The following is a 21,424-nucleotide window of genomic DNA, read 5'->3' on the forward strand; positions in this document are numbered from 1 at the left end:
CCGCTGTCAGTCAGCAGTCACTTTCCTGACCGGGTCACAGGGATATAACGTAGATAGACAAAGCTGCGCACACTTCCACTTTCCGACCCGGCGCCCCTCTCGCATGCGAACTCAGAAAAAAACCGTTGTTATTGCAGCCTTTCTGATCGTGCTGGTAGCGCTGGGTGCGTGGTACCTGGGCAAACCCTCTGCAGCCCGGGTAACTACACAGGCCGCCATTCCGGTACGCGTGGTCAACGTGGTCGAAAAAGACGTGCCCCGCTATGTCAGCGGTATCGGTTCAGTGCTATCGCTGCACAGCGTGGTAGTCCGTCCGCAAATCGACGGCATCCTCACCAGGATCCTGGTCAAGGAAGGCCAACTGGTGAGCAAAGGTGATTTGCTGGCCACGATCGACGACCGATCGATCCGCGCCAGTCTGGACCAGGCCAGGGCGCAACTGGGCGAAAGCCAGGCGCAATTGCAAGTGGCCCAGGTCAATCTCAAGCGCTACAAACTGTTGAGCGTCGACGACGGGGTGTCCAAACAGACCTACGACCAGCAACAAGCGCTGGTCAACCAGCTAAAGGCCACGGCCCAAGGCAACCAGGCTTCGATTGACGCAGCCCAGGTGCAATTGTCGTACACACAGATTCGCTCCCCAGTCAGTGGTCGCGTCGGTATTCGTACGGTGGATGAAGGCAACTTCCTGCGCATGACGGACACCCAGGGACTGTTCACGGTGACCCAGATCGACCCTATCGCCGTGGAATTCTCCCTGCCGCAGCAGATGCTGCCGACCCTGCAAGGCCTGATCAACGATCCACAACATGCCAAGGTCAAGGCCTACATCGGTGCCGACACCGATGGTGAAACCGGCAACCTGCTGGGCGAAGGCCACTTGACCCTGATCGACAACCAGATCAACGCCAACACCGGCACCATCCGCGCCAAGGCCGAATTCAATAATCCTGGGCAAAAACTCTGGCCAGGCCTGTTGGTGACAGTAAAGATCCAGACAGCGCTGGATAAAGATGCGCTGGTCGTACCGCCCACCGTCGTGCAGCGTGGCCTCGATCAGCACTTCGTCTATCGGGTGAATGGCAACAAGGTCGAAACCGTACCGGTGCAGATGGTTCATCAAAGTAGCGGTCAGAGCATCATCAAAGGGGTGAAACCCGGTGACGTGCTGGTCAGTGATGGCCAGTCGCGGCTCAAGCCCGGTGCTACCGTGCAAGTACTCACCGACCCGCCGCAGGTCGTAAAATCGGAGTCGGCGCCATGAAAGGCCACGGTTCGGTATCCGCCTGGTGCATTGACCACCCTGTGGCGACGATTCTGCTGACGTTTTCCCTGGTGCTGCTGGGGGCGATTGCCTTCCCGCGCCTGTCCATCGCGCCGCTTCCGCAAGCAGAATTTCCGACGATACAGGTGGCCGCGCAACTGCCGGGGGCCAGCCCGGAAACCATGGCCTCATCGGTGGCCACACCCCTTGAAGTGCAGTTCAGCGCCATTCCCGGCGTGACGCAAATGACCTCGAGCAGCGCCCTGGGCTCAACCAACCTGACCCTGCAATTCACCCTCGACAAGAGCATCGATACCGCCGCCCAGGAGGTCCAGGCCGCGATCAACACCGCGGCAGGCAAACTGCCCAAGGACATGCCGAACCTGCCGACCTGGCGCAAGGTCAATCCGGCCGACAGCCCGGTACTGATCCTCAGCGTCAACTCGTCCCTGATGCCCGGCCCGGAGCTCAGCGACCTGGTGGAAACCCTGTTGTCCCGTCAGATCAGTCAGATCGACGGTGTCGGCCAGGTCGTGATTACCGGCCAGCAACGTCCGGCGATTCGTGTCCAGGTCTCGGCAGACAAACTCGCCGCCATTGGCCTGACCCTCGCCGATATTCGCCTGGCGATCCAGCAGACCAGCCTCAACCTTGCCAAAGGTGCGCTGTATGGGGAATCGAGCATCTCGACCCTGTCCACCAACGACCAGTTGTTCCATCCTGAGGAATACAACCAACTGATCGTTTCCTACAAGGACGGCGCACCGGTCCATCTCAGGGATGTCGCCAAAGTCGTCAACGGCTCGGAAGATGCCTACGTCCAGGCTTGGGCGGGCACCCAACCGGGCGTCAACCTGGTGATCTTCCGCCAACCGGGGGCCAACATCGTCGAGACCGTGGACCGCATTCAAGCGGCGCTCCCGAGCCTGGAAGCGATGCTCCCGGCTTCGGTGCAGGTCAAGACACTGATTGACCGCACGCAGACTATCCGCGCTTCGCTGCATGAAGTGGAAATCACCCTGTTGATCGCGATCATGCTGGTGGTGGCGGTGATGGCGCTGTTCCTGCGCCAGCTCTCGGCAACCCTGATCGTGTCGGCAGTACTGGGGGTTTCACTGATCGCCAGTTTTGCATTGATGTACGTGATGGGCTTCAGCCTGAACAACCTGACGCTGGTGGCAATCGTGGTGGCCGTGGGGTTTGTGGTCGACGATGCGATCGTGGTGGTGGAAAACATCCACCGCCACCTGGAGGCAGGCGACGGTATGCGCGAGGCCGCGATCAAGGGCGCCGGAGAAATCGGCTTCACGGTGGTATCGATCAGTTTCTCGCTGGTCGCGGCGTTCATTCCGCTGCTGTTCATGGGCGGCGTGGTCGGACGCCTGTTCAAGGAGTTCGCCCTGACCGCCACCGCCACCATCATGATTTCGGTGGTCGTGTCGCTGACGTTGGCGCCCACCCTGGCAGCGCTGTTCATGCGCGCGCCGGTGCATCACGCCCACGACAAGCCCGGCTTCGGCGAACGCCTGCTCGCGCTGTACGAAAAAGGCCTGCGCCGCGCGCTCGCTCACCAGAAGTTGATGATCGGCGTATTCGGTCTGTCGCTGGCCCTGGCCGTTGCCGGTTACATTTTTATTCCCAAGGGCTTCTTCCCGATCCAGGACACCGGGTTTGTCCTCGGCACAACCGAAGCCGCCGCTGATATTTCCTACGGCGACATGGTGAAAAAACACTTGGCGATGGCTGAAATCGTCGCTGCCGACCCCGCCGTCGAGACCTTCTCGCACTCGGTCGGGGTGTCGGGCAGCAACCAGACCATCGCCAACGGCCGCTTCTGGATCGCCTTGAAAAAACGCGGCGACCGCGATGTTTCAGCCAGCGAATTCATCGACCGTATTCGCCCGCAATTGATGAAAGTTCCGGGCATCGTCCTGTACCTGCGCGCCGGGCAAGACATCAACCTCAGCTCCGGCCCGAGCCGGGCCCAGTACCAGTACGTACTCAAGAGCAACGACGGTGCAATCCTGAGCACCTGGACCCAGCGCCTGACGGAAAAACTGCGTGGCAACCCGGCCTTTCGCGACATTTCCAACGACCTGCAACTGGGCGGCAGCATCACCCACATCAGCATCGACCGCAGTGCCGCGGCACGCTTTGGCCTGACGGCCAGCGATGTCGACGAAGCGCTGTACGACGCCTTCGGCCAGCGCCAGATCAACGAATTCCAGACCCAGATCAATCAGTACAACGTGATCCTGGAACTGGACACGCGCCAGCGCGGCAAGGCCGAAAGCCTTAACTACTTCTATCTGCGCTCGCCCCTGAGCGGGGAAATGGTGCCGCTGTCGGCCCTGGCGAAATTCGATGCGCCCACGGTGGGGCCGCTGTCCATCGCCCATGACGGCATGTTCCCGGCCGCCAACCTGTCGTTCAACCTGGCGCCCGGTGTGGCGCTGGGCGATGCAGTGATCATGCTCAACCAGGCCAAGGTCGACATCGGCATGCCAACGGCCATCAGCGGTAACTTCCAGGGCGCGGCCCAGGCGTTCCAGAGTTCGCTGGCCAGTCAGCCATGGTTGATCCTGGCGGCGCTGGTGGCGGTTTACATCATTCTTGGTGTGCTCTACGAGAGCTTCGTCCACCCGCTGACGATCATCTCGACTCTGCCCTCGGCCGGGCTGGGCGCAGTGATCATGCTGTGGATCTGCGGCCAGGACTTTTCGATCATGGCGCTGATCGGGCTGGTGCTGCTGATCGGCATCGTCAAGAAAAACGGCATCCTGATGATCGACTTCGCGCTCGACGCGCAGCGCAAGGGTGGCCTGGCGCCGGAGGAAGCGATCTTCCAGGCGTGCCTCACGCGGTTCCGCCCGATCATCATGACCACCCTCGCCGCACTGCTCGGCGCCCTGCCGCTGATGCTCGGCTATGGCACCGGCGCCGAACTGCGCCAACCCCTGGGGATCGCGGTGGTCGGCGGCCTGCTGGTGAGCCAGGCACTGACGCTGTTCACCACGCCGGTCATATACTTATGGCTTGAACGACTCTTCCATAGGCCCAAGCCCGCGCCCGTGCCGGCGCTGGCGAGCACAGACTGAGGCGGGGTCATGCGCGTCCTGATTATCGAAGACGAAGAAAAAACCGCGGACTATCTTCACCGCGGCCTGACGGAACAGGGTTACACCGTGGACCTGGCCCGCGATGGCGTGGAAGGCCTGCACCTGGCGCTGGAAAGCGACTACGCGGTGATCGTCCTCGACGTGATGCTGCCGGCCCTCGACGGTTTCGGTGTATTGCGCGCCTTGCGTGCGCGCAAACAAACGCCGGTGATCATGCTCACCGCCCGCGAACGGGTCGAAGACCGCATCAAGGGCCTGCGCGACGGTGCCGACGACTACCTGGGCAAGCCATTTTCCTTCCTCGAACTGGTGGCACGCCTACAGGCGCTGACCCGGCGCAGCGGTGGCCACGAGCCGGTGCAAGTGAGCATCGCCGACCTGTGGATAGATTTGATCAGCCGCAAGGCCACCCGCGCCGGCACACGCCTGGACCTGACAGCCAAGGAGTTCTCGCTGCTCAGTGTTCTGGCCCGTCGCCAGGGTGAAATCCTGTCGAAGACGGCCATCGCCGAAATGGTCTGGGACATCAATTTCGACAGCGACGCCAACGTCGTCGAAGTCGCGATCAAACGCTTGCGAGCCAAGCTCGATGGGCCATTCGAAGAGAAATTGCTGCACACGATTCGTGGCATGGGTTATGTACTGGAGAGCCGTGGTGTCCAGTAATAGCATTGCGCTGCGCCTGAGCGGGATGTTTACCCTGGTGGCGCTGCTGGTGTTCCTGTTGATCGGCTGGGCGCTGTACCAACAGGTCGACAAAGGTTTGGGGTTGTTGCCCGAAGCCGAACTGGACGCGCGCTACAGCGTGCTCGAATCGACCGTCGGCCGTTACGGCACGCCCGAGCACTGGGTGAAGATCAATAACAAGCTCAAGCTGCTCGGCGAAGAAGACAAGCGCATCAGTTTCTGGATCGTCAGCGGCGATCCCCAGTACGAATACGGCAATCCGACCCCGAGCATCCGTGCCTTCGCCGAAGGACCGTTGGGCATGCGCGACTTGCAACTGGCGGATCACCCCTACCCGCTGAAAGTGCTGGTCAGCCAATTCCCGGCCAAGGACCAGCGCCCGCCCCTGCGATTCATGATCGGTATCGACACCGAAACTTTTTACCATACCCAGCACCAGTTGCTGATCGCCCTGATCAGCCTGGCGGTTATCGGCGTGCTGATGGCCTCGGCGCTGGGTTACTGGGTGGCGCGGATCGGGCTCAAACCATTGATCAAGCTATCCCAGGAAGCCCAGCGCCTGGCCCCGCCATTGCGTTCAGGTCGCTTGCGCCTGTCGTCGCTGCCCCCTGAGTTGAATCAATTCGTCGACTCGTTCAACTCGACACTGGAACGGGTCGAACAGGCGTACTCGCGCCTGGAATCGTTCAACGCCGATGTCGCCCATGAACTGCGCTCGCCGCTGACCAACCTGATCGGCCAGACCCAGGTCGCGCTTACACGCGGGCGTTCGGCGGAACACTATTTCGAGGTGCTGCAATCGAACCTTGAAGAACTTGAACGGCTGCGCTCGATCATCAATGACATGCTGTTCCTGGCCAGCGCCGACCAGGGCAGCAAGGCCACCAAACTGACCTCCACCTCACTGGCGGAGGAAGTGGCGACGACCCTGGAATATCTGGACTTCATTCTCGAGGACGCCCAGGTACAGGTTCAGGTCAGCGGCGATGCCCAGGTGCGAATCGAGATCGCCCACCTGCGCCGGGCCTTGATCAACCTGCTCAACAACGCCGTGCAGCACACCGACCCCGGACAAGTCATCAAGGTGCGAATCGAAGCAGGCGAGCACCAGGTCAGCATCGGCGTCGCCAACCCGGGCGCACCGATTTCCAGCGAGCATCTGCCGCGCCTGTTCGAACGCTTCTACCGGGTCGATGCCTCACGCAGCAACAGTGGCAACAACCACGGGTTGGGCCTGGCCATCGTCAAGGCGATTGCCCTGATGCATGGCGGCGATGTGTTCGTGCACAGCGACCATGGCATGAATACCTTTGGCATGCATTTGCCCGTCTGAGGCCCCACGCTCCCTCCCCCCCGAAAACAGGCCGACCGGCAGGCCGCCTCGTTTTGGGTGTTGCTCGTTGATCCGTGCCGCGTCGAAGCCTGTGGGAGATTGTTGTCTGAGTACATATCCATTGCTGCGGAGTACATATCCGTTGCTGCGGTAACGGCCACTTATGGTTTCGCTCTTACAGCGACTCCCTTTTTCAAACGCCAAAAAGGAAGCAAAAGGCTTTGCCCCACCACTCGGTGCCTCGCTAGGGCTCGGCATGCCCTCACTCCGGCATTGCTCCGTGGGTCGCCGCGATGGGCCATCCCTGGCCCAGCGCGGCTAAACCTGCGTCCTGCCGGTTTACCCACTGCGCAATGCCTGCGTTCGGCCATCGTGGTTTAACGGGGCGCCCACGATCAAAAACAAAAGCGAGGCGGCCTTAAAGCCGACCTGACTTCAAGTGAGCACGTACCCCTGTAGGAGCGATGCTTGCTCGCGATGGACGTCAACGATAACGCGCCCTGTCTGAAGGATCGCGTTGTCTGGACGCTCATCGCCAGCAGGCTGGCTCACACAGGGGATCGCGGACAAGCCTGCAATTAGGTCGGCTGTCAGGCCGCCTCGCTTTGGTTTTTGATTTGGTTTTTGATTTTCTTGCCCCATCGAGAGGCTTCGTTCCGGTTCTGCGCAGTGGGTAAACCCGCATGGATGCCGGTTTAGCCGCGCTGGGCCAAGGATGGCCCAGCGCGGCGACCCACGGAGCAGGACCGGAGCGAGGCTCCGAACGCCAGGGGCAAGAGCCCTTGGTTACTTAGGGCCGGGCGGCGTTCCGTTTTTCCAAGTGACTCGCCGTAAGGGCGAAACCATAGGTGGCCGTTACCGCAGAATTGGATATGTACACCTGAAAGATTAGCTCCAGCTGTAAGGACGCCTTCGCCGGCAAACCTGGCTCCTACAAAAAATCTTTCCCGCGCGTTGTGTCGGAAGCTCGATCTTTGCTCTTTAGGTAACAGTCCTTTCATGAATCCGCTCTTTTTCCTTTCCCTCAAGCCCCTTATCTTTGCCCGCACCAAACAGCACTTGCCAAGCAAGAAGGTTTAAAAGATGTCCAACAGTATGGGTATTGCCAGCGCTTTCGTTCTGTCTTCTCTGTTCCTGTCTCCGTTCGCCATGGCCGAAGAGTCACAGGCCTTCGTCGCACAAAATACCGCCCGGGCCGCAGCCTACGAAGAGCACCAGATCGAGATGACCGCCAAAGCCCAGGAGGCCACCCAAGCCCCACAAGCGTCGAGCGTCCAGGCCAAGCAGGCTGAGAAAGACAGCTGATCGCCGCTCACCGCTCCAGTTTCCCTCGACACTTTTCAACGGCTCTTCCCATTGAAAAGTTGTCTTCAAAGCCGCTGCTGTCAGCGGCTTTTTTTCGTTGTGGTTTTAACACCCGCTGCGTCCTTTTTTCGCCAACAAGACACCTCTGCGACTGCAGGAAAAGTGCTGTTCCCCGCTGACCCAGGAGCTTTACCCCCCGTGCGTTTCCCACTCAGTTCACCTGCGCTGTTCGTTGCAATCGCTGCAACGATGACGGCCAATGCTCACGCCACCGACAATTCAGCTGCCCAAGGTTTCGCCGAAGACGCCAGCCTCACCCTCAACGCGCGCAACTACTACATGAACCGCAATCGCCAGCAGCAGGCCGATGACAATATTGAATGGGGCCAGGGTTTCCTGGGCATCTTCGAATCGGGCTTCACTGAAGGCAGCGTCGGGTTCGGCTTCGACGCACATGCCATGCTTGGGCTCAAGCTCGACGGTGGTGGCGGCACGGACAATTCGAGCATCCTGCCGGTCAGCGATGGCAACGGCAAGGCACCGGGCTCGTTCTCCACCGCAGGCGGCACCCTGAAAATGCGTGCCTTCGATACCGAATTGAAGGCCGGTGACCTGTTTCTCGCCAATCCGGTGATTGCCGGCGGTGAGACCCGCATGTTGCCGCAGACCTTTCGCGGGGTCAGCCTGACCAACCACAGCTTCGACGGCTGGCTGATAGAGGGTGGGCAAGCGAGCTTCACCAAGCCGTATAACCAAAGTGGCCATACCCGTATCGGCACATCCTACGGCACCTTGGCCGAAGGTGACGAGAGCCGGCATCTCAACTGGGCAGGCGTGGCCTGGAGCGGTCTGCCCGGCTTGAGCAGCAGCCTGTATGCCGCCGAGCTCAAGGACATTTGGAACCAGTACTACTACGACCTCGATTACACCTATGCGCTCAACGAGGTGGTCAGCCTCAACCCAGGCCTGCACTTCTATCACACGCAAGACACCGGTGACGCGCTGCTCGGCCACATCGACAACAACACCTACAGCCTGCATTTCACCCTCGGCATCGGCCATCACAGCGTCACCGCTGCTTACCAGCGAGTCAATGGCAACACCCCATTCGACTACATCAGCCAGGGCGATAGCGTCTTCCTCGACAACTCCCAGCAATACTCGGACTTCAACGGCCCCAACGAACGCTCATGGAAACTCAAGTACGCCTATGACTTTGTCGGACTCGGCCTGCCGGGACTGACCTCCGCGTTGTCCTACTCCCGAGGCAAGCTGGACCTGACCAAAGTCGATCCAGACAGCCCAGGGTACAGCGCTTGGTATAGCGCCGACGGCAAAAACGCCAGGCACTGGGAGCGCGACATCGAACTCAAGTACGTGGTCCAGGCTGGCCAGGCGAAAAACCTTGCCCTACGCCTGCAATGGGCAACGAACCGGGGTGGCAACGGTTATGGCGCACTGGATCAGGACACTGACGAATACCGGGTGATTTTCGACTACCCGCTCAATGTCTTCTAAGCTTCAGTAAACAAAAGGCCGGCACGTTTTGCTGGCCTTTTTTTATCCGGAGTGCGCAGGGAGGCGGTGGATATGACGGGTGTCCGGAACGCTGCCCGATTCTTGTAAAAGAATGTTCCCGACGCCTAGACAGCAGAAGCCAGAACCATGAGCGAGCGCAGCGCGACATTTCACCCCACAACCCCATCCACGCGTTCCGAGCGATTGGTGATTGTCGGCAGCGTCTTGATGGTGATTGCCATCCTCGGCATCGTGGCGTTCCTGCTGGTGCGTGAACGCGCCAATGCCGAACTGTCAGCCAGTCGCTCCGCGGCCAACATTGTGCAATTGATCGAAGCCGACGTCCTGCGCAACATCGAGCTCTATGACGTCTCCTTGCTCGGCTTGATCGCGGCCTCGCGTCGTGAAGACCTCATGCACGTTTCCCCGCAGATCCGTCACCTGGCCTTGTTCGATCGCGCCACCGCGGCACCGTACAAGGGTGACATCCTGTTGCTCGACCAGCAGGGCAACGTAGTCGCCGACTCGGCTTCGCGAGAACCGAGGAAAGGTAACTTTGCCGACCGCGAGTACTTCCAGTCCCACGTGAACAACAGCGACCCGGGCATGTTCATCAGCCGTCCTTTTCGGTCCCGGTTGGCCAACAACGAATGGCGCATCAGCTTCAGCCGCCGGATCAGTGGCGCCCAGGGCGAGTTCCTTGGAGTCGCCGAAGCGGCCATGCGCCTGAGCTACTTCGAACAGCTGTTCAACAGCCTGAACATCGGTCCTGACAGCTCGATCAGCCTGATCAACAAGGATGGAATTCTCCTAGCCCAAGTCCCTCGCCTGGGCGAAGACCTGACCGGCTCGGACTTCAGCAGTCGCCCCAACTTCCAGCGCATCGTCAAGGAAGGCAACGGCAGCTTCAGCAGTGTCTCAAGTCGCTACCAGGATCAACGGCTCTACACCTTTTCCCAGGTTGGCAATCTGCCGCTGATTGTCATCGTGGCGCTGTCGGGCGCGGAAGTGTTTGCTTCCTGGCAACGCACGGCGCTGGTGGTCAGCCTGGCCACAATTGCGCTGTGTGCGTGCCTGCTGTGGCTGACCTGGTTGCTCTGCCGCGAACTGCGCCTGCGCCACCATGCCGAACTGGAACTGGCACAACTGGCCGCCACCGACGCCTTGACCGGTCTGGCGAACCGCCGCACGCTGGACCAGACGTTGCGTCATGAGTGGTTTCGCGCCCAGCGTTCCGGCAAGCCATTGTCGCTGCTGATGATCGACGCCGATCACTTCAAGGCCTTCAACGATCGTCACGGCCATCAAGCCGGCGATGAGGCCTTGCGCGCGGTGGCCAATGTGTTGCGCACCCACGTAAGACGGCCTGCCGACCTGGTCGCGCGCTACGGTGGCGAGGAGTTTTCGGTGGTCCTGCCGGAAACCGATATGGCGGGCGCGCAACAGATCGCCGAGCGCATTCGAGAGGCCGTCGAGCAGCTACCGCCGATCGACGGAACCGACTCGCCGATTACCGTGAGCATTGGCATCAGCACCTGGAACGCCTGCTCCGACATCAACCTGGAGGTGCTGATGTTCGCCGCGGACAAAGCGTTGTATCAAGCCAAGGAGACCGGGCGCAATCGGGTGGTAGCCTTGTAGTGGATGGCGATGAACATTCGCACACATAAAAAAAGGCCACCCGAAGGCAGCCTTTAAAAAACTAGAGAGGTTTTTTACTTACACGGCCGCTACAGGGCGCATGTAAGAGATCGGTGCGGTGCTGGCGTCTTCGAACGTCACGACTTCCCAGGCATCTGTCTGCTCAATCAACTTGCGCAGCAGCTGGTTGTTCAGTGCGTGGCCGGACTTGAAGCCCTTGAACTCACCAATCAGGCTATTGCCCAGCAGGTAGAGGTCACCAATTGCATCGAGGATCTTGTGTTTCACGAATTCGTCTTCGTAGCGAAGGCCGTCTTCGTTCAATACACCATCAGCGTCGACCACAATAGCGTTTTCAACACTGCCGCCGAGTGCGAGGTTGTGCTTGCGCAGGTACTCGATGTCACTCATGAAACCAAAGGTACGGGCGCGGCTGACTTCTTTTACGAACGAAGTGCTGGAAAAATCCACGCTTGCACTTTGTGTGCGGTCACGGAAAACCGGGTGATCGAAATCGATCTCGAAACTCACCTTGAAACCTTCGAAAGGGACGAAAGTGGCGCGCTTGTCGCCGTCTTCCACAGTCACTTCACGCAGGATGCGGATGAACTTCTTGGCGGCGTCCTGCTCTTCCAGGCCAGCCGACTGAATCAGGAATACGAAAGGTCCAGCGCTGCCATCCATGATCGGGACTTCGGACGCGGAGAGCTCGACGTAGGCGTTATCGATGCCCAGGCCAGCCATGGCCGAGAGCAAGTGCTCCACCGTATCCACTTTGACGTCACCGTTGACCAGCGTGGTCGACATGGTGGTTTCGCCAACGTTTTCTGCGCGTGCAGGGATCTGCACCACGGGATCGAGGTCGGCACGACAAAACACAATGCCGGTGTCGATCGGCGCAGGCTTGAGGGTCAGGTATACCTTCTCCCCGGAGTGCAGACCTACACCTGTGGCACGGATAATATTTTTCAGTGTGCGTTGTTTAATCATGGCTTGGGCCGCTTCAGCGCAAATTGCGAACTGGTATCAACAAAGGCTGGCGATGATAGCAGACCACGCCTTTGCTGAACACCAATCACCTTCATAGCCCTGATACATTTCATCAATCGGCCTGACGACGCAGGAATGCCGGGATGTCCAGGTAGTCCAGATCATCTTGCGGATTCATCTTCGCGGCAGTCGCAGCACCGGCCTGGGCCTGGTTGCGCATGACGGTCGGACGGTCCAGGTCACGGTAGTTCACCGCTGGAGCGTCCTGACGAACAGGGGCCTGTTGTTGCGGCTGGGAAGCCATCGACGTGTGGACGGTATTGTCGATGATCTTCACCGGCTTCTCGATTTTAGCGCCCAAACCGGTCGCAACGACAGTCACGTGCAGCTCGTCGCGCATGTCTGGATCGATAACGGTACCGACCTTGACCATGGCGTGCTCGGAAGCGAAGGCTTCGATGATGCTACCCACGTCGGAGTACTCACCCAGGGACAGGTCAGGACCGGCGGTGATGTTCACCAGGATGCCGCGTGCACCTTGCAGGTTCACGTCTTCGAGCAACGGGTTGCGAATGGCCGCTTCGGTAGCCTCGCGTGCACGGTTCGGACCGCTGGCGCAGCCAGTGCCCATCATCGCCATGCCCATTTCGCTCATCACGGTACGTACGTCGGCAAAGTCGACGTTGATCATGCCCGGACGCTTGATGATGTCGGAGATACCGCGAACGGCACCGGCCAGTACATCGTCAGCCTTGGCGAAAGCCGACAAGAGGCTGGCGTCCTTACCGAGGATGGTCAGCAGCTTCTCGTTCGGAATGGTGATCAACGAGTCGACGCTTTCCGACAGCAGGCGGATGCCTTCATCGGCAATCTGCATGCGCTTGCGACCTTCGAACGGGAACGGACGAGTCACCACCGCAACGGTGAGAATCCCCATTTCCTTGGCCACTTCGGCAATGATTGGCGCAGCACCGGTACCGGTACCACCGCCCATGCCAGTGGTGATGAACACCATGTTGGTGCCCTGCAGGACTTCGGCAATGCGCTCACGATCTTCGAGAGCGGCCTGACGACCTACTTCAGGGTTGGCACCCGCGCCCAGGCCTTTGGTCACGCCGGTACCCAGTTGCAGGATGGTCCGCGCGCCAATGCTCTTGAGCGCCTGGGCATCAGTGTTGGCGCAGATGAACTCAACGCCTTCAATGTTGCTCTTGACCATGTGATTCACGGCGTTGCCACCGCCACCGCCGACACCGATAACTTTAATAACCGGGCTTGCGGGGATGTTGTCTACGAGTTCGAACATTTTCCCTCTCCTTTACGTTCTCTAGTTTTTTCGCCTACTGCCTGTATCTACAACGGTGTTGCGGTGCTGCGGTAAATCTTAGAAATTGCCCTGGACCCAGCTCTTGATGCGATCGAGCAAGGCACCTTTGGGTTCTTCGTTGCTGAAGCTGTCGCGGCTGCCGATACCCGAGAACGAGATGCCGTCGGATTGCTTCTGCAGGCCGTACATCAACAGGCCAACGCCCGTGGAATAGATCGGGTTGCGCACCACGTCATCCAGGCCCTTGACGCCGTGGGGCACGCCCAGGCGCACCGGCATGTGGAAGATTTCCTCGGCCAGTTCAGTGGCGCCTTCCATCTTCGCGGTACCGCCAGTCAGCACGATGCCGGCCGGGATCAGGTCTTCGTAGCCACTGCGACGCAGCTCGGCCTGGATCAGCGTGAACAGTTCGTCGTAACGCGGCTCGACCACTTCGGCCAGGGCCTGGCGGGACAGCTCGCGCGGCGGACGGTCGCCGACGCTCGGGACCTTGATGGTTTCACCGGCGCCCGCCAGTTTGGCCAGGGCGCAGGCGTAGCGGATCTTGATTTCTTCGGCGTACTGGGTCGGAGTGCGCAACGCCATCGCGATGTCGTTGGTCACCTGGTCGCCCGCAATCGGGATCACCGCGGTGTGACGGATCGCGCCTTCGGTGAAGATCGCGATGTCGGTGGTGCCGCCACCGATGTCCACCAGGCACACGCCCAGCTCTTTCTCGTCGTCGGTCAGCACGGAATAAGCCGAAGCGAGTTGCTCGAGGATGATGTCGTCGATTTCCAGGCCGCAGCGACGCACACATTTTTCAATGTTCTGTGCGGCGTTGACGGCGCAGGTGACCACGTGGACCTTGGCTTCCAGGCGCACACCGGACATGCCCAGTGGCTCGCGGACGCCTTCCTGGTTATCGATCACGTAATCCTGCGGCAAGGTGTGCAGCACCCGCTGGTCAGCCGGGATCGCCACGGCCTGGGCGGCGTCGAGTACGCGCTCAAGGTCGGCGGAGCTGACTTCGCGATCACGAATTGCCACGATGCCGTGGGAGTTCAGGCTGCGGATATGGTTGCCCGCCACGCCGACAAACGCCGAGTGGATACGGCAGCCAGCCATCAGCTGCGCTTCTTCGATGGCGCGCTGGATCGACTGCACGGTGGACTCGATGTTCACCACCACGCCTTTCTTCAGGCCTCGGGACGGATGGGTGCCGATCCCGACGATTTCCAGCGTGCCGTCGTCCGAGACCTCGCCGACCAGCGCCACCACCTTGGAGGTGCCGATATCGAGACCGACGATCATTTTGCCGCTTTGCACGTTTGCCATGGGGTCCTGCCTCTCTTAATTCTTCGCGACAGCGGGTTGGGCTGTCGTCGGCGCTACTGGTTCCCGCCAGCCAACAGCGAGGCCGTTGGCGTAGCGCAGATCGATGCGCGCAATGTTCGTAATCTGCTCTTTGAGCGTCTTGTCATAGATGGCAATGAAACGGCGCATCTTTTCCACCAGGTTGCCGCGTCCCAGCAGCAGTTCGATCCCGGGGCCGGCACTGCCAGGGCCGGTCGTCAGGAACCAGCTGCCTCGTTCACGCAACTCCAGGCGCGCAATCGAGAAGCCCAATGGCCTGAGCAACTGGCTCAGTACCTGATATTGCTGCATCACCTGCTGTTGGGCCCGCTGCGGACCAAACAACTGCGGCAAGTGTTCGTAGTTGGCCAGCTCGCGCGGGGTGAACGCCTGCCCCTGGTTATTCAGCAGCGATTCGTCGCCCCAACGGGCCACCGGCAGTTGTTCTTCCAGGCGAATCACCACCTGATCCGGCCACACCCTGCGCACTTCGGCGTGGGCAATCCATGGCATCGTTTCAAGCTCGGTGCGCATGCTCTCAAGGTCGATGGTGAAGAAGCTCGCCGCAACGAACGGGGCGATTCGCTGCTGCACCGCTTGCTGGCTGATGTAGCTCAGGTCGCCCTGTACCGCGATCTTGGTGATCGGTCGATCGGCATACGGCAATAAACGCTGCGCGCCTTCATAAGTACCGAACCCCAACGCCACCAGCAGGACTGGCCAGAACAGCGCTTTGACAAAGCCAAAGTTGGCTTTCGGCAGGCGCGCGGACATCGGCTCTTTGGCCACCATTCGGCTGGCACCCCGCGGCACCGGCTTGCGACCGGGTGCGGTAGGCTGATGTCTCAACTGTGCGCCTTGCATGGTCTTAACCTCGCGGCTCTTGCTTGCCGAAGCTCTCGGCCAGAATGGCCAGAACCAGTTGCTGGAAATCCAGGCCGGCAGCACGGGCCGCCATCGGCACCAGGCTGTGATCGGTCATGCCCGGTGCCGTGTTGACTTCCAGGAACCAGAACTGCCCCTCGGCGTCCTGCATCACATCCGCCCTGCCCCAACCGGCGATACCCAAGGCTTCACAGGCTTTCGCCGTGAGGTCCATGAGTTCCTTTTCCTTGGCGCTGTCCAGGCCGCACGGAATACGGTACTGGGTATCGTTGGCGATGTACTTGGCGTCGTAGTCGTAGAAACTGTGCGTCGTGCCCAGGGCGATTGGAGGCAACACCTGGTCACGCAGGGTGGCGATGGTGAACTCCGGACCGTGAATCCATTGCTCGACCAACACTTGCGAATCGTAGGTACTGGCCGCTTTCCAGGCGTCGATCAATTCAGACGCGGAACTCACTTTGGCCATACCGATACTTGAACCTTCATGGGCCGGTTTGACGATCAAAGGGAAGCCCAGTTCCGTCGCCGCCGAAATACAATCGGCTTCGCTGCTCAGTACCGCGTGACGTGGCGTCGGAATCCCCAGGCTGTGCCAGACCTGCTTGGTGCGCAGCTTGTCCATGGCCAGCGCCGAGGCGAGGATGCCGCTGCCGGTGTAGGGAATCCCCAGGCACTCGAGCAGGCCCTGCATGCTGCCGTCTTCACCGCCACGGCCGTGGAGGATGATGAAGGCGCGGTCGATCTTTTCGTTCAGCAGACGCTGCAACAGGTCATCGCCGACGTCGAGGCCGAACGCGTCCACACCTGCACTGAGCAACGCATCGAGAACGGCGTTACCCGACTTCAGGGACACTTCGCGTTCGGCACTCTTGCCGCCGAACAGCACGGCGACGCGGCCGAAGTCTTTCGGCGCGACGGTGCTGGCGAGGTTGGCGTAGGCAGCAGTCATTTCAACTTCCCCTCCACCGATGCAACAACGGCACCGGCGAACAACTCACTTTTCAACAGTTTCGGTGCGAGACCGCCGATATCACCGGCGCCCTGGCACAGCAGGATGTCACCGGCACGCAACAGCGGCTTGACCAGCGGCGCGAGGTCGACACCGCGCTCGATGTAGATCGGGTCGAGCTGGCCGCGCTGGCGGATGCTGTTGCACAGCTTGCGGCTGTCGGCACCGGGGATCGGTTCTTCGCCGGCCGGATAGACTTCCATCAGCAGCAGGACGTTGGCGTCGGCCAGTACATTGACGAAGTCGTCGTACAGGTCGCGCGTACGGCTGTAACGGTGCGGCTGGTAGACCATCACCAGGCGACGCTCCGGCCAACCACCGCGCACGGCCTTGATCACCGCGGCGACTTCGGTCGGGTGGTGACCGTAGTCGTCCACCAGCATCACCTGGCCACCGTCCACCGGCAGTTCGCCGTAGACCTGGAAGCGTCGGCCAACGCCCTGGAACCCGGACAGGCCCTGGACGATGGCTTCATCGCTGACGCCTTCGTCGGTGGCGATGCAGATGGTTGCCAGGGCGTTCAATACGTTGTGGTTGCCCGGCATGTTCACCGACACATCCAGTGGTTCACGGTCAGGGCGCAGCACGGTGAAGAACGTCTGCATGCCTTGCTGGCGCACATTGATGGCGCGCACGTCGCAGTCTTCGCCGAAGCCGTAGGTAACGGTCGGACGCTTGACCTGCGGGAGGATTTCACGCACCACCGGATCGTCCAGGCACACCACCGCCAGGCCGTAGAAAGGCAGGTTATGCAGGAACTCGACGAAGGTTTTCTTCAGTTTGTTGAAGTCACCGTCGTAGGTCGCCATGTGGTCGGCGTCGATGTTGGTGACCACGGCCACCAGCGGCTGCAAGTGCAGGAAGCTGGCGTCACTTTCGTCGGCTTCGGCGATCAGGTAGCGGCTGGTGCCAAGCTGGGCATTGGTGCCAGCTGCATTCAGGCGGCCACCGATGACGAACGTCGGGTCCAGGCCGCCGGCGGCGAAGACCGAGGCGATCAGGCTGGTGGTGGTGGTCTTGCCGTGGGTACCGGCAACGGCGATGCCGTGGCGATAACGCATCAGCTCGGCCAGCATTTCCGCCCGAGGCACGACCGGGATGCGACGTTCCAGCGCGGTGGCGACTTCCGGGTTGGAGGTGTTCACGGCGCTGGACACCACCAGCACATCGGCGGCGGCAGCGTTCTCGGCGCGGTGACCAATGAAAATCTGCGCGCCGAAAGATTCCAGGCGCTCGGTGACGGGCGAAGCCTTGAGGTCGGAACCGGACACTTCGTAGCCCAGGTTCAGCAACACCTCGGCAATCCCGCACATGCCCACGCCGCCGATCCCGACGAAGTGGATGCGACGGATGCGGCGCATTTCCGGTTGCGGCATGGCTTTCTGATTCTCAACCATGGGCCACCTCCAAGCAGGTATCGACCACGTTACGGGTGGCATCGGGTTTGGCCAGGCGGCGGGCCGCAGTGGCCATATCGTTGAGTCGTTGTGGTTGCATCAGGACCTCTGTCAGGCGCGCGGCAAGATCCGCTGCACCGGTCGTTCTTTGCGGCATCAGGAAGGCTGCGCCTTCACGGGCCAAATAATCGGCGTTGCGGGTCTGGTGATCGTCGATCGCATGGGGCAACGGCACCAGCATCGAGGGCAGACCGGCGGCAGCCAGTTCACTGATGGTCAGCGCACCTGCGCGACATACCACCAGGTCGGCCCAGCCATAGGCTTGGGCCATGTCTTTGATGAACGGCTGCACTTGCGCCTCGACGCCAGCCGCGAGGTAGCGCTGCGCAGTCACTTCATCGTGGTTTTTGCCGGCCTGATGGAACACGTCCGGGCGCAGGTCGACGGGGACTTGCGACAGGGCTTCAGGCAGCAGCTTGTTCAACGGTTCTGCGCCCAGGCTTCCACCCAGGATCAGCAAACGCGCCTTGCGACCGGCCAGGGCTGGTCGCGGTGTTTCGAGGAACAGCTCGGTGCGCACCGGGTTACCGGTGGTCCGTCGGCTGCTCGACAGGGTAAAGGTGTCGGGGAACGCTTCACAGACCCGGGCGGCCAACGGCACGAGCAACCGATTGGCGGTACCGGCCACGGCGTTCTGTTCGTGAACGATCACCGGCACGCCGGCCAGTTTGGCTGCGACACCGCCGGGACCGGTCACATAACCACCAAAACCCACCACGCAAGCCGGTTGCAAACGACGAATGATCGCCCGCGCCTGCCACACCGACTTGAGCAACATGAACGGCGCCTTGAGCAGGGACAACTTGCCCTTGCCGCGCAAACCGCTGGCGTTGATCCGATGCAGTTCGATGCCGGCCGCCGGAACCAGTTCGTTCTCGATGCCGCGCGGCGTGCCCAGCCAGTGCACGGTGTAGCCGCGAGACTGGAATTCGCGGGCACAGGCCAAGGCCGGGAACACATGGCCCCCGGTGCCACCGGCCATGATCAATACGTTAGCGCCCATGGTTCGGCTCCTCGGCGAAGTCGCTCTCATGGAATTCCATCTCTTCGCTGCCCAGGTGGGTTCGACTCTCCCACTCGATGCGCAGCAACAACCCCAGACAGGCGCAGCAGATCACCAACGAACTGCCGCCATAGCTGAGAAACGGCAGGGTCAGGCCCTTGGTCGGCAGCAGGCCGACGTTCACGCCGATATTGATCAGGAACTGCCCGATCCACAGGAACGACAAACCGTAGGCGACGTAGGCAGCGAAGAACTGCTTGGCCTTCTCGGCCCACAAGCCGATGTACATGCCGCGAATACAAACGAAGACGAACAGTGCCACGGTGCACAGGGAACCCACGGCACCCAGCTCTTCGGCCAGGACCGAGAACACGAAGTCGGTGTGGGCTTCCGGCAGGTAGAACTGTTTCTGCACGCTGTTGCCCAGGCCGACGCCCAGCCACTCGCCGCGACCGAAAGCGATCAACGCCTGGGACAGCTGATAGCCGGCACCGAACTGGTCGGCCCATGGGTCGGCAAAGTTGGTCAGGCGCGCCATTCGATACGGCTGCATCTGGATCAGCAACACCACCGCCCCGACCGCCAGGACCACCATCAGGGAAAACCGGAACAGCCCGACACCACCGAGGAACAGCATCGCCGCCGCCGCACCCATCATCACGACGGTGGCACCGAAGTCCGGTTCCATCAGCAACAGGCCCGCCATCGGCAGCAACACGATGAATGGCTTGAAGAACCCCATCCAGCTCTCACGCACTTCTTTCTGGCGACGCACCAGGTAACCGGCGAGGTAGATCACCACGAACACCTTGGCGATCTCGGAAGGCTGGACGTTGAAAAAACTGAAGCCGATCCAGCGCATCGAACCGTTCACCTCACGGCCGATCCCCGGGATGATCACCATCACCAGCAAACCGAATGCCCCCAACAGCATCAGCCAGCCCAGGCGTTGCCAGGTGGCGATCGGGATCATCATGGTGACGATGCAGGCACCCAGGCCCAGCACCACGTAGATAAGGTGGCGAATCATGTAGTACAGGGCGCTGCCCGACTGGACCGCCGCCACTTCGGTGGAGGCCGATGCAATCATGACCAGCCCCAGGCCCAGCAGCGTCAGGCAACCGACGAGCATCGGAAAGTCGAGGTCGATACCGCGCCCGGTGATCAGTGGCGATGGGTACGGCTTGATGATGCCTCGAAGACTCATGCCAGTTCCTCCACGGCTTGGACGAATTGGTGACCACGATCTTCGTAGTTCTTGAACATGTCGAAACTGGCGCACGCTGGCGACAGCAGCACCACGTCGCCCGTTTGAGCAGTGGCGCGGCATTGCTCGACGGCTTCGACCAGGGAGCCCGCACGAATCAGCGGTACGGCATCGCCGATGGCCTGGCCGATCTTGTCGCTGTCGCGGCCCATGAGGATCACGGCGCGGCAGTTGGCCGCCACCGGATCACGCAGGTCCTTGAATTCGGCGCCCTTGCCATCGCCACCTGCGATCAGCACGACTTTGCCGTCGATGTCCGCGCCCAGGCCTTCGATGGCCGCCAGCGCGGCGCCGACATTGGTGGCTTTGGAATCGTTGTAATAGCCCACGCCATCCAGGTCACGGACCCATTGGCAACGATGCTCCAGCCCGGCGAAATTGCGCAGGGCCGACAGCATGGCGTCGAACGGCAAGCCGACGGCGTGGCCGAGTGCCAAGGCCGCCAGGGCGTTGGACTGGTTATGGGCGCCGCGAACTTTCAATTCGCGCACTGGCATCAGGTTCTGGAATTCAAAGGCCAGGTATTTCTCGCCGCCTTCTTCGCGGAGCCCGAAAGCCTTGAAGTCAGGCTTGTTCAGGCCGAAAGTCCAGCATGGCTGACCCTCGCCGATCAGTGGCCGGCTCAGGGCGTCCTGGCGGTTGACCACGAACTGCCTGGCACCGCGGAAGATCCGGTGCTTGGCCAGGTGATAGGCCGGCAGGCCGCTATAGCGGTCCATGTGGTCTTCGCTGATGTTGAGCACGGTCGCCACTTCGGCGTTGAGTTGATCGGTGGTTTCCAGTTGGAAACTCGACAGCTCCATCACGTACAACTCGATGTCGTCGTTGAGCAAATCCAGCGCTGGCGTACCCAGGTTGCCACCGACGGCCACACGCTTGCCCGCCGCTGCGGCCATCTCGCCGACCAGGGTGGTCACGGTGCTCTTCGCGTTGGAACCGGTGATGGCCACGATCGGCGCCTTCGCGTTACGCGCGAACAGCTCGATGTCGCCGGACAATTTCACGCCACGGGCAGCGGCGGCCTGCAGGGCCGGGGTCGCCAGTGCCAGGCCGGGGCTCACGTAGAGCTCGTCGGCACGGCACAGGAAGTCGACGTCCAACTCGCCACAACGCACTTCCACCTGCGGGTAGTCACGCTTGAGCGTGGCCAGTTCCGGTGGATTTTCCCGCGTATCGGCCACTGCAAACGCCACGCCCCGGTTCGCCAGGAAGCGAACCAGGGACATGCCGCTCTTGCCGAGGCCGACAACGATGCGGAAGTGGTCAGACGCGATCAGGGACACG

16 protein-coding genes are annotated in these 21,424 nt (G+C 61.0%); 7 read left to right on the forward strand and 9 right to left on the reverse strand.

The annotated features are described in order from the left end of the window. The first annotated feature begins 103 nt into the window (after positions 1-103). The 7 genes from HGP31_RS26005 (at position 104) to HGP31_RS26035 (ending at position 10,867) form a co-directional block, all read left to right on the forward strand. Entirely contained in the window at positions 104-1,264 is a 1,161-nt protein-coding gene (locus HGP31_RS26005; protein WP_020799884.1) for an efflux RND transporter periplasmic adaptor subunit, read from the forward strand. Next, positions 1,261-4,362 carry a multidrug efflux RND transporter permease subunit gene (locus tag HGP31_RS26010; RefSeq protein ID WP_020799883.1) on the forward strand — a complete coding sequence of 1,034 codons (3,102 nt, stop codon included), beginning with the start codon at positions 1,261-1,263 and terminating at the stop codon, positions 4,360-4,362. Before HGP31_RS26005 ends, HGP31_RS26010 begins: the two co-directional genes overlap by 4 nt. 9 nt (positions 4,363-4,371) lie before the next feature. Then, positions 4,372-5,049 (forward strand): heavy metal response regulator transcription factor, encoded by a 678-nt coding sequence (locus HGP31_RS26015; RefSeq protein WP_020799882.1) that lies wholly within the window; start codon positions 4,372-4,374, stop codon positions 5,047-5,049. Next, a complete protein-coding gene (locus HGP31_RS26020; RefSeq protein WP_168758929.1) occupies positions 5,039-6,403 on the forward strand; it encodes a heavy metal sensor histidine kinase in 1,365 nt (454 codons plus the stop codon). The genes HGP31_RS26015 and HGP31_RS26020 overlap by 11 nt, the downstream gene beginning before the upstream one ends. A 1,083-nt stretch (positions 6,404-7,486) precedes the next feature. Then, complete coding sequence (locus HGP31_RS26025; RefSeq protein WP_042955887.1) at positions 7,487-7,708, forward strand: hypothetical protein; 222 nt, start codon at positions 7,487-7,489, stop codon at positions 7,706-7,708. Between the two features lie 249 nt (positions 7,709-7,957). Continuing rightward, entirely contained in the window at positions 7,958-9,226 is a 1,269-nt protein-coding gene (locus HGP31_RS26030; RefSeq protein WP_168759231.1) for an OprD family porin, read from the forward strand. Positions 9,227-9,373: 147 nt separating this feature from the next. After that, positions 9,374-10,867 carry a sensor domain-containing diguanylate cyclase gene (locus HGP31_RS26035; RefSeq protein ID WP_042955886.1) on the forward strand — a complete coding sequence of 498 codons (1,494 nt, stop codon included), beginning with the start codon at positions 9,374-9,376 and terminating at the stop codon, positions 10,865-10,867. A 78-nt stretch (positions 10,868-10,945) separates the two neighbouring features. On the opposite strand, the gene lpxC is transcribed toward HGP31_RS26035, so the two are convergent. The 9 genes from lpxC to murD form a co-directional block, all read right to left on the reverse strand. Further along, positions 10,946-11,857: a UDP-3-O-acyl-N-acetylglucosamine deacetylase gene (gene lpxC, locus HGP31_RS26040; RefSeq protein ID WP_008060300.1), complete on the reverse strand. Its 912-nt coding sequence runs from the start codon at positions 11,855-11,857 to the stop codon at positions 10,946-10,948. 112 nt (positions 11,858-11,969) lie between these two features. Then, entirely contained in the window at positions 11,970-13,163 is a 1,194-nt protein-coding gene (gene ftsZ, locus HGP31_RS26045) for a cell division protein FtsZ (RefSeq protein ID WP_020800853.1), read from the reverse strand. A gap of 78 nt (positions 13,164-13,241) precedes the next feature. Further along, complete coding sequence (gene ftsA / locus HGP31_RS26050; protein WP_033040311.1) at positions 13,242-14,501, reverse strand: cell division protein FtsA; 1,260 nt, start codon at positions 14,499-14,501, stop codon at positions 13,242-13,244. A 15-nt stretch (positions 14,502-14,516) separates the two neighbouring features. Then, a complete protein-coding gene (locus HGP31_RS26055) occupies positions 14,517-15,383 on the reverse strand; it encodes a cell division protein FtsQ/DivIB (protein WP_033040309.1) in 867 nt (288 codons plus the stop codon). 4 nt (positions 15,384-15,387) lie between these two features. Further along, on the reverse strand, positions 15,388-16,353 hold the full coding sequence (locus HGP31_RS26060; protein ID WP_020800851.1) for a D-alanine--D-alanine ligase: 966 nt from the start codon (positions 16,351-16,353) through the stop codon (positions 15,388-15,390). Further along, positions 16,350-17,810, reverse strand: coding sequence for a UDP-N-acetylmuramate--L-alanine ligase (murC, locus tag HGP31_RS26065; protein ID WP_020800850.1), 1,461 nt, complete (start codon positions 17,808-17,810; stop codon positions 16,350-16,352). Before murC ends, HGP31_RS26060 begins: the two co-directional genes overlap by 4 nt. Then, a complete protein-coding gene (murG, locus tag HGP31_RS26070) occupies positions 17,803-18,873 on the reverse strand; it encodes an undecaprenyldiphospho-muramoylpentapeptide beta-N-acetylglucosaminyltransferase (RefSeq protein ID WP_020800849.1) in 1,071 nt (356 codons plus the stop codon). Before murG ends, murC begins: the two co-directional genes overlap by 8 nt. Continuing rightward, entirely contained in the window at positions 18,863-20,080 is a 1,218-nt protein-coding gene (ftsW, locus tag HGP31_RS26075) for a putative lipid II flippase FtsW (protein WP_020800848.1), read from the reverse strand. Before ftsW ends, murG begins: the two co-directional genes overlap by 11 nt. Then, positions 20,077-21,423 carry a UDP-N-acetylmuramoyl-L-alanine--D-glutamate ligase gene (murD, locus tag HGP31_RS26080; protein WP_168758930.1) on the reverse strand — a complete coding sequence of 449 codons (1,347 nt, stop codon included), beginning with the start codon at positions 21,421-21,423 and terminating at the stop codon, positions 20,077-20,079. The genes ftsW and murD overlap by 4 nt, the downstream gene beginning before the upstream one ends. Between the last annotated feature and the right edge of the window lies 1 nt (position 21,424).

Origin of the sequence: Pseudomonas umsongensis, from assembly GCF_012647205.1 — a bacterium.
In the GTDB taxonomy this organism is placed as follows: Bacteria; Pseudomonadota; Gammaproteobacteria; order Pseudomonadales; family Pseudomonadaceae; genus Aquipseudomonas; species Aquipseudomonas umsongensis.

What these genes read in the sequence shown, in the direction of transcription:
- HGP31_RS26005 (WP_020799884.1), top strand. Translation starts at nt 104, where the DNA reads ATGCGAACTCAGAAAAAAACCGTTGTTATTGCAGCCTTTCTGATCGTG.
- HGP31_RS26010 (WP_020799883.1), top strand. Translation starts at nt 1,261, where the DNA reads ATGAAAGGCCACGGTTCGGTATCCGCCTGGTGCATTGACCACCCTGTG.
- HGP31_RS26015 (WP_020799882.1), top strand. Translation starts at nt 4,372, where the DNA reads ATGCGCGTCCTGATTATCGAAGACGAAGAAAAAACCGCGGACTATCTT.
- HGP31_RS26025 (WP_042955887.1), top strand. Translation starts at nt 7,487, where the DNA reads ATGTCCAACAGTATGGGTATTGCCAGCGCTTTCGTTCTGTCTTCTCTG.
- HGP31_RS26030 (WP_168759231.1), top strand. Translation starts at nt 7,958, where the DNA reads ATGACGGCCAATGCTCACGCCACCGACAATTCAGCTGCCCAAGGTTTC.
- HGP31_RS26035 (WP_042955886.1), top strand. Translation starts at nt 9,374, where the DNA reads ATGAGCGAGCGCAGCGCGACATTTCACCCCACAACCCCATCCACGCGT.
- lpxC (WP_008060300.1), bottom strand. Translation starts at nt 11,857, where the DNA reads ATGATTAAACAACGCACACTGAAAAATATTATCCGTGCCACAGGTGTA.
- ftsZ (WP_020800853.1), bottom strand. Translation starts at nt 13,163, where the DNA reads ATGTTCGAACTCGTAGACAACATCCCCGCAAGCCCGGTTATTAAAGTT.
- ftsA (WP_033040311.1), bottom strand. Translation starts at nt 14,501, where the DNA reads ATGGCAAACGTGCAAAGCGGCAAAATGATCGTCGGTCTCGATATCGGC.
- HGP31_RS26055 (WP_033040309.1), bottom strand. Translation starts at nt 15,383, where the DNA reads ATGCAAGGCGCACAGTTGAGACATCAGCCTACCGCACCCGGTCGCAAG.
- HGP31_RS26060 (WP_020800851.1), bottom strand. Translation starts at nt 16,353, where the DNA reads ATGACTGCTGCCTACGCCAACCTCGCCAGCACCGTCGCGCCGAAAGAC.
- murC (WP_020800850.1), bottom strand. Translation starts at nt 17,810, where the DNA reads ATGGTTGAGAATCAGAAAGCCATGCCGCAACCGGAAATGCGCCGCATC.
- murG (WP_020800849.1), bottom strand. Translation starts at nt 18,873, where the DNA reads ATGGGCGCTAACGTATTGATCATGGCCGGTGGCACCGGGGGCCATGTG.
- ftsW (WP_020800848.1), bottom strand. Translation starts at nt 20,080, where the DNA reads ATGAGTCTTCGAGGCATCATCAAGCCGTACCCATCGCCACTGATCACC.